This window comes from Streptomyces sp. CNH287 (assembly GCF_000424825.1).
In genome coordinates, this window is the sequence record NZ_KE384253.1 from 214,428 (window position 1) to 227,820 (window position 13,393).

11 protein-coding genes are annotated in these 13,393 nt (G+C 71.0%); 2 read left to right on the plus strand and 9 right to left on the minus strand.

Features of this window, described 5'->3' with window-relative positions:
* Positions 1-81: 81 nt before the first annotated feature.
* On the minus strand, positions 82-915 hold the full coding sequence (locus H299_RS0130435) for a thioesterase family protein (protein WP_027751522.1): 834 nt from the start codon (positions 913-915) through the stop codon (positions 82-84).
* Positions 916-980: 65 nt separating this feature from the next.
* A complete protein-coding gene (locus H299_RS0130440; protein WP_051263023.1) occupies positions 981-1,523 on the minus strand; it encodes a cupin domain-containing protein in 543 nt (180 codons plus the stop codon).
* A gap of 90 nt (positions 1,524-1,613) precedes the next feature.
* On the opposite strand from H299_RS0130440, the gene pdxR reads away from it, so the two are divergent.
* Entirely contained in the window at positions 1,614-3,227 is a 1,614-nt protein-coding gene (pdxR, locus tag H299_RS37070; protein ID WP_051262992.1) for a MocR-like pyridoxine biosynthesis transcription factor PdxR, read from the plus strand.
* A gap of 95 nt (positions 3,228-3,322) precedes the next feature.
* Positions 3,323-4,780, plus strand: coding sequence for an aldehyde dehydrogenase family protein (locus H299_RS0130450; RefSeq protein ID WP_027751524.1), 1,458 nt, complete (start codon positions 3,323-3,325; stop codon positions 4,778-4,780).
* Positions 4,781-4,921: 141 nt separating this feature from the next.
* Here the strand turns inward: H299_RS0130450 and H299_RS37075 are convergent, their stop codons facing one another.
* The 7 genes from H299_RS37075 to H299_RS0130485 all read right to left on the minus strand — a co-directional run bounded on the left by H299_RS37075 (position 4,922) and on the right by H299_RS0130485 (position 13,306).
* Positions 4,922-6,130, minus strand: coding sequence for a dipeptide ABC transporter ATP-binding protein (locus H299_RS37075; RefSeq protein WP_078513185.1), 1,209 nt, complete (start codon positions 6,128-6,130; stop codon positions 4,922-4,924).
* A 14-nt stretch (positions 6,131-6,144) separates the two neighbouring features.
* Complete coding sequence (locus H299_RS0130460; protein WP_027751525.1) at positions 6,145-7,266, minus strand: ABC transporter ATP-binding protein; 1,122 nt, start codon at positions 7,264-7,266, stop codon at positions 6,145-6,147.
* Positions 7,263-8,261 carry an ABC transporter permease gene (locus tag H299_RS0130465; RefSeq protein ID WP_027751526.1) on the minus strand — a complete coding sequence of 333 codons (999 nt, stop codon included), beginning with the start codon at positions 8,259-8,261 and terminating at the stop codon, positions 7,263-7,265. The genes H299_RS0130460 and H299_RS0130465 overlap by 4 nt, the downstream gene beginning before the upstream one ends.
* A gap of 115 nt (positions 8,262-8,376) precedes the next feature.
* On the minus strand, positions 8,377-10,143 hold the full coding sequence (locus H299_RS0130470; protein WP_027751527.1) for an ABC transporter substrate-binding protein: 1,767 nt from the start codon (positions 10,141-10,143) through the stop codon (positions 8,377-8,379).
* Between the two features lie 67 nt (positions 10,144-10,210).
* Positions 10,211-11,209 (minus strand): ABC transporter permease, encoded by a 999-nt coding sequence (locus H299_RS0130475; protein WP_027751528.1) that lies wholly within the window; start codon positions 11,207-11,209, stop codon positions 10,211-10,213.
* Between the two features lie 333 nt (positions 11,210-11,542).
* Complete coding sequence (locus tag H299_RS0130480) at positions 11,543-12,313, minus strand: enhanced serine sensitivity protein SseB C-terminal domain-containing protein (RefSeq protein ID WP_027751529.1); 771 nt, start codon at positions 12,311-12,313, stop codon at positions 11,543-11,545.
* Between the two features lie 216 nt (positions 12,314-12,529).
* Positions 12,530-13,306, minus strand: coding sequence for an enhanced serine sensitivity protein SseB (locus H299_RS0130485; protein ID WP_027751530.1), 777 nt, complete (start codon positions 13,304-13,306; stop codon positions 12,530-12,532).
* Positions 13,307-13,393: the final 87 nt, after the last annotated feature.

A 13,393-nucleotide genomic window follows, 5' to 3' on the forward strand; every position in this document is an offset into this window, starting at 1 on the left:
CGCCGCCCGGACTGGTCCCCGGCAGCCACGCGCTGGACGGCCCCGTACGGCGCCGCCGCTCTGGGCCGTTCAGCGCACCGTTCAGGAGCGGTCGAGCAGCGGCCGGGCCAGCTGGCGCGACTGCGCCACCAGGCGGTCCGCCGAGTCCCAGACCTCGGCGTCCTCCTCCAGGAAGCCGCCCGCCAGGTTGCGGGTGGTCAGCGCGACCCGCAGCGGCCCCGGGGCGGGCACCGCCCGTACGTGGACGGTGAGTTCGACGGTGGGCACCCAGCCGCTCAGCCCCAGGTCGAAGGCGGTGGGCGGCAGCGAGTCGACGGCCAGGAGCAGGGACAGCGGGTCCGGCGCCCGCCCGTCGGCCAGCCCGAACCAGGCACGCACCTCACCCCTCCCGGAGGGCTTGCCCAGCGCCCAGCCGATCGTCGCCGGATCGAGCCGCATGTCGAGGCGCGCTGCCATCGCCGGGGTGTGGGCACCGCCCGGGTCGTGCTCGGTACCGAGGCAGTGCTCGTACGGCGGGATCTGCGGCGGCTTGGCGCTGGTGCGGACATCGTCCGTCAAGGCGGCGAGGGCGCCGTACGTCGCGAGCACGCGGACGCGCTCGACCTCGCGGCCGTCCGCGTCCGCCTGGAGGAGCGAGGCGGAGCCGGTGGAGAGGGTGCGGCCGCCGCGCGCGGTGGCCGTGCGGATGACGGCGGGGCCGGGCGCGGTCGCGGTGAGGTAGTGGGCGCTGACGCTGAACGGGTCGGGATGCGGCAGGGCGTCGCCGAGGGCGCGGCCGAGGACGGCGAGCAGATAACCGCCGTTCAGCGCGTGCCCGATCGCCCAGCCCCCGGAGAGGTCGGCGTCGTAGACGCCGGGTTCCCGACGGCGCACGGCGGTGTCGCGGTCGAACTCACTGAGGGTCGCGTCAGACATGAGGTGCACGCTACACCGATTTTATTACCGGCGGGTAGTCAGACGGTGCGCACCGTACGGGGCGGTCAGCCCGCGGCGAGGGCGGCGCGCCAGGCCGGGCTCTCCACGTAGTGGTTGTCGAACAGCTCGGCGGACTCCCGGACGTCCGCGAAGGAGGCCTCGCCGCAGTGCACGCGCTCCAGCAGGCGGTAGTAGCCGAAGCGCTCCATCCCCGGCGTGAAGAGGACGAGCGCGTCCGCCGTACGGCCGGGGGCGGGCGCGAACGCGTGCGGCAGGCGCGGGGGCACGAACAGGAAGTCCCCGGTGCCCAGGGTGTGCACCTCTCTTCCGGCCAGCACCCGTAGCGCGCCGTCGAGCACGAAGAGGAGTTCGCCGGCGCGGGTGTGGAAGTGGGCGGGCGCTCCTGGGGACCCCTCGGCGAACGTGGCCCGGTTGGCGGTCAGCGCGCCGCCGGTGGCGTCGGCGTCGGCGAGCAGGGTGATCAGGCTGGTGGGGCCGTCGGCGAGGACCTCGGCGTCCGCCGCGCGGACCAGCACCGGGGCGGCGGCCGGGGCGTCGGCACCCCGCGAAGCGGCGGAGGCGGCGCGGATGGCGGGCTCTTCGGTCATGGCGGGTTCGTCGGTCATGGCTGCTCCTGCGGTAGTCGTCCTGACCCCGACGCTAGGAGGGGCGATAGACCTTGCGTAAGGTGCATTTTCATGACGGAGTCATGGGTCAATCTGGCGCAGCGGATCGGCAGCGACCTGCATCTGGAGCTGTCCGGCGCCGGTGGCCGCCGCGCCGCCCTCATCCGCGCGCTGCGGGACGCCGTACGGCAGGGACGGCTGCCGCCCGGCGCCCTGCTGCCGCCCTACCGCTCGCTCGCCGCCGATCTCGGACTGGCCCGCAACACCGTCGCCGGGGCGTACGCCGAGCTGGTCGCCGAGGGCTGGCTGACCGCACACCAGGGCTCCGGCACCCGGGTCGCCCGGCGCGCCGCGCCGCCTCCCGTCTCCGCACCCGGCGCACCCCGCACCCCCGCCGCGCGCCCGTCCTCCGCGGGAGCGGCGGACAGGCCGGGCCCCGACGGCCCGCCGCACACCGCCCCCGGCGCCGCGCACGACCTGCGCCAGGGCCTGCCGGACGGCGCCTCCTTCCCGCGCGCCGCCTGGCTCACCGCCGCCCGCCGTGCGATGCGGACCGCGCCGCACGAGGTGTTCGGCCCCGGCGATCCGCAGGGCCGCCCCGAACTGCGCCGGGCGCTGGCCGAGTACCTGGCCCGCGTGCGCGGCGTGCGTACGGCGCCGGAGCGGATCGTGGTCTGCTCGGGCGTCGGGCACGCCCTGCGGTTGCTGTTCGGCGGCGGCGTCCACGGCCCCGTACTGCGCGGCCCGCTGGGCGTGGAGGCGTACGGGCTCGGCTTCCACCGCGCCCTGCTGGCCGCCGCCGGGGTCCGTACGGTGCCGCTGGGCGTGGACGCGGACGGCGCGCGCGTCGGCGAGCTGAGCGGGCCGCAGGCCGCCGGCGGCCTGCGGACGGCGCTGCTCACCCCGGCCCACCAGTTCCCCACGGGCGGGCCGCTGGCCGCGTCGCGCCGTACCGCCGCGGTCAGCTGGGCCCGTGCGGGCGGCGGACTGCTCCTGGAGGACGACTACGACGGCGAGTTCCGCTACGACCGCGAGCCCGTCGGCGCCGTACAGGGGCTGGACCCGGAGCACGTGGTCTACCTCGGCTCCGTCAGCAAAAGCCTCTCCCCCGCCATGCGGCTGGGCTGGATGGTCCTGCCCGGCCGGCTTGTCGGCCCCGTACTGGCGGCCAAGGGCGAACGCGAGGCGTCGACCGGGGTGCTGGACCAGCTCACGCTCGCTGAGTTCCTCGCCTCCGGCCACTACGACCGGCACGTCCGCCGTACCCGGCAGCGCTACCGGCGGCGCCGCGACCAACTGGTGGCCACGCTCGCCGAGCGCGCCCCGCACATCGTGCCCACCGGTGTGGCCGCCGGGCTGCACGCCGTGCTCCGGCTGCCGCCCGGTACGGAGCGCGCCGCCGTCGAGGCCGCCGCCCGGCACGGCGTCGCACTGGACGGGCTCGCCGCCTTCCGCCACCCGGACGCCACCCGGAGCAGTGCCGGGGGCGCCGCCGACGACACCGGCCCCGCGGGCACCGCCGCCGACGGCCTGGTCGTCGGCTACGCCGCCCCGCCCGACCACGCCTACGCCGCCGCCCTGGACGCCCTGTGCCGCTGCCTGCCCGCCCGCCGGGGCCGACCCGCGGCACCGGCCTCGGCACGCCCCCCGGCACCACCCGCCTCCGGTGTCCGGCCATCGTCTTGAAACGGGGCCAACTCCCCTCCCCCATACGTAACATGGGACATCGCGACAGGACCTGTGCAGTGTGTTCGGCTGTGCGCTCGACGGAGAGGCAAGCGATGTCGTATTTCTCGGAGCTGACCCAGCAGTACATCGCAGGTGAATGGCGGCCCGGCTCCGGGTCCTGGGACATCATCGACTTCGATCCGTACAGCGGGGACAAGCTGGCCGCCCTCACCGTGGCCACGGCGGAGGAGGTGGACCAGGCGTTCCGCGCCGCCGAGAGCACCCAGCCCGCCTGGGCCGCCGCCGGCGGCTACGCGCGTCGTGCCGTCCTCGAGCGCGTCATACGGCTGATCGACGACCGCGAGAGAGAGCTGCGCGACGCCATCATCACGGAGGCGGGCAGCACCCACATCAAGGCGGCGCTGGAGCTGGAGCTGGCCAAGGAGTTCCTGCGCGAGTCCATCTCCCTGGCGCTGCGCCCCACCGGGCGGATACTCGCCTCGCCGACGGACGGCAAGGAGAACCACCTCCACCGCGACCCGGTCGGCGTGGTCGCCGTCATCAGCCCCTTCAACTTCCCCTTCCTCCTGTCCGTCAAATCGGTGGCGGCCGCCCTCGCCCTGGGCAACGCGGTGGTGCTCAAGCCGCACCAGAACACCCCGGTCACCGGCGGGACGCTGCTCGCCCGGCTCTTCGAGGAGGCGGGGCTGCCGCCCGGCCTGCTCAACGTCGTCATCACGGACATCGCCGAGGTCGGCGACGTGCTGCTGGAGCACCCGGTGCCCAAGGTCATCTCCTTCACCGGATCGGACCGCACGGGCCGCCACGTCGCCACCGTCGCGACCGCGAACTTCAAGCGGCCCATCATGGAGCTGGGCGGCAACAGCGCGCTGATCGTGCTGGACGACGCCGACATCGACTACGCCGTCGACGCCACCGTCTTCAGCCGGTTCGTCAACCAGGGCCAGGCGTGCATGGCCGCGAACCGCATCCTCGTCCAGCGGGCCGTGGCCGAGGAGTTCACCGAGAAATTCGTCGCCCGCGTCCGCGCGCTCAAGGTCGGCGATCCCAAGGACCCGGCCACCCACATCGGCCCGCTGATCAACTCCTCCCAGGCCGAGGCCGTCACGGCCGCCGCGGAGCAGGCGCTGCGCGAGGGCGCCACCGCGCTGCTGCACGGGCGTACGGACGGCTGCCTCGTGGAGCCGACGGTGCTCATCGACGTACCCGCCGAGTCGGCGGTGCTGCGCCAGGACATCTTCGGCCCCGTGGCGATCCTGCTGCCCTTCGACGAGGTGGAGGACGCGGTGCGCATCACCAACGACACGCCGTACGGGCTCGGCGGGGCGGTGCACACCGCGGACGTGCAGCGCGGGCTGGCGATCGCCCGGCTCGTGGACACCGGCATGTTCCACATCAACGACGGCACCGTCCACGACGAGCCGATAGTGCCCTTCGGCGGCGAGCAGAACTCCGGCATGGGGCGGCTGAACGGCGACGCGATGGTCGAGGCGTTCACCACGCAGCGCTGGGTCTCGGTGCAGCACGGCCGCAGCCTCTTCCCGTTCTGACGGCCCGTCCGCGCACGGCACGCGCGGGACCGCGCACCCGGCGCTCCGCACGGCACCGCGCAGTGCGCCCACGCGAGAACTCCCCGCACCGCACGCCCGGGGGCGCCGTACGGGGAGTCGCGCGAGGCGGACGGACCCGGCTCAGTCCTTGCCCACGGCCTCCCGGTCGCGCTGCTCCACGGCCTTCTTCTCGGACTCCAGGTTGTCCGCCGCCTTCTCCGCGGCGGTCAGCAGCTCGGTGTCCTCGGGGTGCAGGTCCTCGTGGTCCTCGGGGTGGTGGCAGGCCACCAAGTGCCCCGTGCGCAGCTCCTGCATCGGCGGCTCCAGCGTCTTGCAGACCCGGGTCGCCTTCCAGCACCGGGTGTGGAACCGGCAGCCGGACGGGGGCTTGATCGGCGAGGGCACGTCGCCCTGGAGCAGGATGCGCCCGCTGTTCCGCTTGGCCTTGCCGCGCGGGTCGGGCACCGGCACCGCGGACATCAGCGCGCGGGTGTACGGGTGCATCGACGACTTGTACAGCGACTGCCGGTCCGTCAGCTCCACGATCTTGCCCAGGTACATGACCGCGATCCGGTCCGAGACGTGCCGGATCACCGACAGGTCGTGGGCGATGATCACGTAAGTCAGGCCCAGTTCGTCCTGGAGGTCGTCCAGCAGGTTGACCACCTGGGCCTGGATGGACACGTCCAGCGCGGAGACCGGCTCGTCCGCCACGACCAGCTTGGGGTTGAGCGCCAGCGCGCGGGCGATGCCGATGCGCTGCCGCTGGCCGCCGGAGAACTCGTGCGGATAGCGGTTGTAGTGCTCGGGGTTGAGCCCGACCACCGACAGCAGACGCTGCACCTCCTTCTTCACGCCGCCCTCGGGCTGGACGCCCTGGAGCTTGAACGGCGCGCTGACGATGGCGCCCACGGTGTGCCGCGGGTTCAGCGAGGAGTACGGGTCCTGGAAGATCATCTGGACGTCGCGGCGCAGCGGCCGCATGCCCGAGGTCCCCAGGTGGGTGATGTCCCGCCCCTGGAACTCGATCTTCCCCGCGGAGGGCTCCAGCAGCCGGGTGACGAGCCTGCCCATGGTCGACTTGCCGCAGCCGGACTCGCCCACCACGCCCAGGGTCTCCCCCGCGCGCACCTCGAAGTCGATGCCGTCGACCGCCTTCACCGCCGCCACCTGGCGCTTGAGCACGCCCTTGGTGATGGGGAAGTGCTTGGTGAGACCGCTCACCCGCAGCAGCACCTCACCGGCCTCCACCTGACCCGCGTGCCGGGCCTCGGCGGCGCCGGGGGCGGCTGCGGGCTCCTCGGCCGGCGCGCTCGGCTCGGGCGTGCCCGCCCCTTCGGGCTTGGTCATCTGCTCGTCCTCGCTCACAGCTTCGGCGCAATCTCTTCGTTCCAGATGCGTTCCCGGTCCTCGCGCGGCAGATGGCAGGCGGAGAAGTGCCCGTCGGCCACCTCGCGCAGTTCGGGGCGCTCGGTGCGGGTGATGCCGCCCTTGGGTACGTCCGCGTACGGGCAGCGCGGGTTGAACGCGCAGCCGTCGGGGATGTTGATCAGGCTGGGCGGGGAACCCTTGACCGGGATGAGGCGCTCGGTCCGCTCCCGGTCGATGCGCGGCATCGAGCCGAGCAGACCCCAGGTGTAGGGGTGCTGCGGTTCGTAGAAGACCTTCTCGGCGGCGCCGCGCTCGACGCACCGGCCGCCGTACATCACCAGGATGTCGTCGGCCAGTTCGGCGACGACGCCCAGGTCGTGGGTGATCACGATGACCGCCGAGCCGAACTCCTTCTGGAGATCGCGGATGAGGTCGAGGATCTGCGCCTGCACGGTGACGTCCAGGGCGGTGGTCGGCTCGTCCGCGATGAGCAGCTCGGGGTTGTTGACCAGCGACATGGCGATCATGGCGCGCTGCCGCATGCCGCCGGAGAACTCGTGCGGGTAGCTGTCCACGCGCTGGTCGGGCTGTGGGATGCCCACCCGGTCGAGCATCTCGATGGCCCGCTTGCGGGCCACCTTCTTGTCGACGTCGTGGTGAATCCGGTACGCCTCGATGATCTGCTTGCCGATGGTGAAGTACGGGTGCAGGGCAGACAGCGGGTCCTGGAAGATCATCGCCATCTCACGGCCGCGCAGCTTGCGCACCGTGTGGGGGTCGGCGGAGAGCAGTTCGGTGCCCTCCAGCCAGATCTCGCCGGAGATCTGGGCCTTCTGGCGGCCGTACTGGCCCACCGTGTGCAGGCCCATGATGCCCAGCGAGGTCACCGACTTGCCCGAACCGGACTCGCCGACGATGCCGAGGGTCTTGCCCTTCTCCAGCTGGAAGGACAGCCCGTCCACCGACTTGACCACGCCGTCGTCGGTCGGGAAGTGGATCTTCAGGTCGCGGACTTCGAGGAACGCCCTGGGTGCGGGCGAGCCCGCGGCCTTCGGCTCGCCGACGGCCGCGCCGGACTTGCTGGCGGCCGCGCCGGACTTGCTGAGGTCTGTCATGCGAGCCTCACTCGGGGGTCGATCACGCTGTACAGGATGTCCACGACGAGGTTCGCGAGGACCACGGCGGTGGCCGTGATCAGCGTGACGCCGAGGATCAGCGGCAGGTCGCGCTCGCCGATCGCCTTGAGGACCGCCTGACCGAGGCCGGGCAGGGAGAACGTCGTCTCCGTCAGGATCGCGTTGCCCATCAGCATGCCCAGGTCCACACCCAGCAGGGTGATGATCGGGGTCATGGTGGAGCGCATCGCGTGCTTCCGGATGACGACCACCTCGCGTACGCCCTTGGCCCGGGCCGTACGGATGTAGTCCTCCCCCATCACTTCCAGCATGGTGGCTCTGGTGAGCCGGGCGTACATGGCGCCGAAGAGGAACGCCAGCGTCACCCAGGGCAGGATCATCCCGCTGAACCAGTCGGGGATGCTCTCCTCCATCGGTGTGTACTCGTTGCTCACCCAGCCGAGTCCGTAGGAGAAGACCGCCAGCGAGATCAGACCGGTGAAGTAGATCGGCAGCGAGACGCCGGCCAGGGCCACGGTCATGGACGCGCGGTCCCACAGCGTGCCGCGGCGCAGGGCGGAGAGCACACCGGCGGTGAGGCCGATGAGCAGCCAGATCACGGCCGCGCCGATGGCCAGCCCGAAGGTGACCGGGAAGCGGTCGGTCAGCACGGGCCAGATGGCCTGCTCGGTCTTGAAGGAGTAGCCGAAGCAGGGGGCCGAGCAGTGGAGCGTGTCCCCGCCGCCGGTGTAGTCACGGCCGACGAAGATGCCTTTGAAGAACTCGAACAGCTGGACGAGGATCGGGTCGTCCAGGCTGAGCTTCTCCCGGATGCCTTCCAGTGCTGCTTTGTCGGAAGCCTTCCCTACATACATGGTGGCCGGGTCCACGCCCGTCCACTTGGGAATCAGGAAGAAGATGCTGAAGACCACCAGAACGATGACGACCAGCATCACTGCGGCGGCGAACAGCCGCCTGATCAGGTATGTGAGCACTGCGCTCGGCCCTGCGGCGGCCCGGGTGTCTCCGGAGATCGTCCAGAGTCACCCGGGCCGCCGCCACGGCCCTCACCTGCCCTTCGTGCCTCTTGGCGGGTGTGCCGGCGGTCGGTTACTTCACGCCCAGCGAGGCGTAGTCGTACTGCCCGCTGTACGCGTAGGTGGAGTAGACGTTCGTCAGCCGGCTCGAGCGCCAGGAGATCATCTTCTCGAAGGTGAAGGGCATGTAGTACGCGCCCTCCATGACCTTCTTGTTGATGGAGGTGGCGATGCTCGCGGCCTTGTCCTTGTCCAGCTCCGCCTCGAACTGCGCGAAGCTCTTGTCGATCTCCGGGTCGTCGATCTCGGGGAAGTTGTTGTTCCCCTGGTCGAGGATGTTGGAGCTGTGCCACAGCGGCTTGCCGTAGCCCTGGACCGAGTTGAAGTCCGGGCCCCAGCCCATCACGATGATGCCGTAGTTCTTCTTCTTGACGACCTCGGGGTTGCCGACGATGCCGGCGATCTGCGCGCCGTCGTACTCGTCGACCTGCGCCTCGATGCCGACCTTCTTCAGCGACGCCTGCATCGCCTCGGCGGTGTCGACCTCGACGTCCTTGTTGTTGCGGACGGCGATGGTGGTCTTGAAGCCGTTCGGCTTACCGCACTTCTTCAGCTCCTCCTTCGCCTTCTTCACGTTGGCCGCGCCGTCGTTCTTGGCCAGGCCGTACGGGTCGTAGGAGGTGTCGGAGCCCGGCACCACGGGAGGCAGCATGTTGGTGCCGATGTCGCCGCCGCCCATCGGGCCGCCGCGCGCCGTCTGGATCGACTTGTGGTCCGAACCGTAGATGGCGGCCTTGCGGCAGTGGATGTCGTCGAACGGCTCGACCGACTGCGGGAACGCGGCGTAGCGGATGAAGCCGGTCTCCGGGTTGTCGACGTTGCCCTTGTGCTCCTTCAGGGCGGAGGAGCGGCCGGCCGCGCTGAGGCCGGTGGCGTTCAGGTCGACGTCGTAGTCGCCGCTGATGAGCCGCTTGTCCAGCTCGTCACCGTTGGTGATCAGGGTGACCGTGATCTTGTCCGGCAGGGCGGCGCGGACGGTGTCCGTCGAGCGCTTCCAGTTCTTGTTGCGGACCAGGGTCAGCTTCTTGTTCGGCTGGTAGTCCTTGAACTGGTACGGGCCGCTGGAGAAGGGCGACAGGCCGTACTTGGACTTGGTGTCCTTGTCCTTGCGCACCGGCGAGGACGACGTCATCGACAGCATCTCTTCGAAGTCGCTGTTCGCCTTCGGCAGCTTGAAGACGATCGTCTTCTCGTCCGGCGTCTCGATGGCCTTCAGGCCCGCCTCGGAGGTGTCCTTGTAGGGACCCTTGTACTTGCCCTCGGGGTCCAGGGTGTTCTTCACGTGGACCGGGCCGCCGGGGAGCACGTCCTGCGCCCACTGCCGCTCGATGCCGTACTTGATGTCCTGGGCGGTGATGGGCTTGCCATCCTGCCAGGTGATGCCGTCCTTGAGCTCGTACGTGTAGGTCTTGCCGTCCTCGCTGACCTTCGCCACGGCCTTGGCCAGGTCGGGCTTCAGCTCGAGGCCGCCCTCGCCGGGCGCCGCCGCGGGCGTCACCAGCTGGCGCGAGTAGTAGCGCATGAAGTTCCAGGCGAAGCCGTAGTAACCGCGGGTGGTGTCCCACGAGTCGGCGTCCTGCACGCCGATGAACTTCAGCGTGCCGCCCTTCTTGTCCGACTTGTTGGCGACCTTGTCCACGGCGGCGTTGAAGCCCGCCCCGTCACCGCCGCCGCCGTCGTCGCTGTCGCCACCGCCACAGGCCGCTGTGGTCAGCAGGGCCGCGACCACCACGGCTGACGCCGCGGCGCTCCGGCGCCTCGATGTGCGTAGGAATCTCACGATGTCGCATCCTCCGGGTTGTCACGGACCGGACTTTGCGCCGGGCCGGGGGTGGGGCAATGGGGGGTCAACGGGTGCCCTTCGGGTCGAGTGCGTCGCGTACGCCGTCCCCGAACAGGTTGAAAGCAAGCACGGTGATGAAGATCGCTACGCCCGGAACCACCATGTACATCGGATCCTCCTGGTAATACCGCACGGCGGTATTGAGCATCTGTCCCCAGGAGGCCGTCGGGGGTTTGACTCCGGCGCCGAGGAAGCTGAGAGCGGCCTCGGTCAGGATGTTGGTGGGAATCATCAGGGTCGTGTAGACCGTGATGGGAGCGATCAGGTTGGGCAGCAGTTCCTTGAACAGGATGTAGCGCTTGCCCGCGCCCAGACTGCGGGCCGCCTCGACGTACTCCCGCTCGCGCAGCGAGAGCGTCTGGCCGCGCACGATCCGACCGATGTAGGGCCAGCCGAAGAAGCCGATCACCAGGATCATCACCAGGAGCCGGACTCCGGTGCCCTCCAGGCCCAGCAGCTTGTTGGGCATGACGGCGATCAGCGAGATGATGAAGAGCAGCTGCGGGAAAGCCAGCAGCATGTCCATGGTCCGGCTGATCAGGGCGTCGAGCCAGCCGCCGAAGTAGCCCGCGAGAATGCCCAGGACGGTGCCCAGGACCACGGCGACGATCGCCGAGAGGAAGCCGACGAGCAGCGAGATCCGGGCGCCGTAGACGATCCGGGCGAACACGTCGCGGCCGTTCACCGGCTCGACACCGAGCAGGTGCTCGGAGCTGATGCCGCCGAGCGAGCCGGTCGGGGTGCCGAAGAGCGGGTCGATCTTGTCCTGGTGGTACTCGTTCGGGTCCTGCCCGACGATGCTGGTGATCACCGGCGCGAAGATCGCGACCAGGACCAGGAAGAGGACGATCACACCACCGGCGACCGCCAGCTTGTCGCGTTTCAGGCGGGTCCAGGCGATGCGGCCCAGCGACCGGCCTTCCACCGCGTCCTTGGCGACGCTGGCTGCGACATCGGCGTCCGCGGCATCGGCCGGAACCGTGTCGTGCATTGGTGCCGTCATCGTGGTGAGGACCCCTCTCGGCCGGCGGTGGCCGGCCCACGCCCGCCGCTGTAGCGGCTAGTTCCCTGCGGTTCGTACAAAAGGCCGACGGCCCATGGGTCGGGAGTCTTCATCGCGCTCACGATCACTCGCCAGACCTCCAGGTGAATGGATGCGCAACTGTGATGTCTTCAAAGGGTTCCCGTTATACGGACGGAGATCTTTGGTGAGCGGTGAAATGCCGCCAAGAAAGTCCGCATCTGTCCGCCTTGATCAAATCCAGCCCGGCGATCCCCGCCTCTTGACGCTGACGTGGGCGGGAAATCCGGTCTTCCCTGCCCACATGCCTTCCGCTCAATACGATCGCGGGTAACCGTACCCGTACCCCGGCGCGGCACCCGGGATCGCACCCGCGTGCGCGTCCCGGTCGAAGAAGGGCCGCGCGCGGAGGCGGAGCCACATCGTCACCGGATCGAGGTCGTCCGACATGGCCACGCTGGACACCGGCAGTCCGTCCGGCACCGCGCCGACCGACTGCTGCATCATCAGCCGCACGGAGTCGACGGCGGGCTGCCCGGTGTCGTAGAGGTCGAGCCCGATCGCCAGGTACGGCGACCCGAGCGCGGGCTGCACCCAGGCGCGGCGAAGCGAACGCACCGCCGGGGTCCGGTGGGCGTTCTGGGAGAGCAGCGCGTAGAACTGCGGCAGCTCCAGCGAGGGCTCGGTGATCCGCAGCGGCCCGGCGGGCAGCCGGTCGAGGCCGGAGACGATCCGGCGCAGATCGAGCCAGGGGATGCCGACCCCGCCGCCGGGAGCGTGCGGGTTCAGCCAGATGCCCCAGCGGTCGGGGAAGAGCGCGGCGGCGATTTCGCGCCCGCCGATCACCTCGTGCGCACGGTTCCAGCCGGAGGCGGCCAGTTCCTGGGCGGAGGTGACACAGGGGGCGTAGCCGTGGCCGGCGACCTCCATGTTCCCGTACTGCGCGTCGGGGGAACCCGCCTGGCCGTTCCAGAGCAGCATCCACAGCCGGGACTCGGCGAGGTGGTGCAGCAGTGCCTCGTAGACGTCGTACCGGCCGGGCGACACCTGCCGCAGCAGCTGTTCGACGCTCTCACCCGCGCTCACGTGGGCCGCCCCCTTCAAGTCGTCGCTCAGTGACTGGGTCTTCGGCGGCCACGCCCGCGCCGCCGAATCGGTCGTCCGCGCCCGGGACGCGGCTGTGCCCCCGTCGGACATCCAACCAGCTTACGAGTCCGGGGTGGCGGAGCGCGGCCAGTGCCGCGCCAGAGGGGGGCTCCCCGGAGCCCGGCGGATGCCGGTGACGCCGGGGGCCGGTCGCTCTCAGCCGGTCTGCTCGCGCGAGTAGAAGGGCCGCACGCACTGCCGCATCCAGTCGACCACCGGATCGCGCGCGGCGTCCAGCAGCACCAACTGCACCGGCCACTTCACCGGCACGCGTCCGAGCGCGCGGCCCAGCGCGTCGTGCGCGGACTGCCGCGCCCCCGGGTCCAGCAGGTCCAGCTCTATCCCCACGAAGAGGGCGGGCGCCTCGCCCTCGCTGCTGGCCAGCGCGCGCCGCGCCGTGCGCACCTGCGGTACCGCCGCGAACTCACCGGCCGCCGCGGCCTGGAAGTCCACCGGGTCGTCCTGCCAGTCCGGTTCGTAGAGCCGCACCCGCGCGCCGCTGGCCATCCCGGGCACCCGGGCGCCCGGGGTGCCCCGGCACAGCTCGGCCACCGCGGCCGGCGGGAGCGGCACCCCGACGGTCCCCTCGGGATTCACCGCGATGCCCAACTGCGGCGGCAGACCGCGGGCCAGCTCGCCCACCGGCGCCACGCTGAAGGACATGTGGGAGCCGACCACCTGGAGGAACTGCTGCTCGGAGCTGAAGACGGGGACGTACGGCGCCCCGTCCAGCTCCACGGTCGGCAGGTCGAGATGCGGGCTGCCCGGTCCGCCGCCCTCGGGCAGCGGCACCCAGACGCTGCTGCGCGCGAGTACCTCCAGCAGCCGCGCGCTCGCGTGCGACACGGCGAGGGAGGCGGCGAGGGTCTCCTCCAGCTCGTTGCCGGGCCAGCCGCCGCCGTGGCCCGGTCCGTACTGGTGCGGGATGGTCATGCGGCAAGTTTAGGGCGCCGGTTGCGGGGAGACGGCCGGGTGATCTTGGCCGGATCAGGCGCCTCGGTTCACGGAGCGGGTAACCCG

Coding starts and splice junctions, on each gene's coding strand:
- H299_RS0130435 (WP_027751522.1), bottom strand. CDS start 915: ATGTCTGACGCGACCCTCAGTGAGTTCGACCGCGACACCGCCGTGCGC.
- H299_RS0130440 (WP_051263023.1), bottom strand. CDS start 1,523: ATGACCGAAGAGCCCGCCATCCGCGCCGCCTCCGCCGCTTCGCGGGGT.
- pdxR (WP_051262992.1), top strand. CDS start 1,614: ATGACGGAGTCATGGGTCAATCTGGCGCAGCGGATCGGCAGCGACCTG.
- H299_RS0130450 (WP_027751524.1), top strand. CDS start 3,323: ATGTCGTATTTCTCGGAGCTGACCCAGCAGTACATCGCAGGTGAATGG.
- H299_RS37075 (WP_078513185.1), bottom strand. CDS start 6,130: ATGACCAAGCCCGAAGGGGCGGGCACGCCCGAGCCGAGCGCGCCGGCC.
- H299_RS0130460 (WP_027751525.1), bottom strand. CDS start 7,266: ATGACAGACCTCAGCAAGTCCGGCGCGGCCGCCAGCAAGTCCGGCGCG.
- H299_RS0130475 (WP_027751528.1), bottom strand. CDS start 11,209: ATGACGGCACCAATGCACGACACGGTTCCGGCCGATGCCGCGGACGCC.
- H299_RS0130485 (WP_027751530.1), bottom strand. CDS start 13,306: ATGACCATCCCGCACCAGTACGGACCGGGCCACGGCGGCGGCTGGCCC.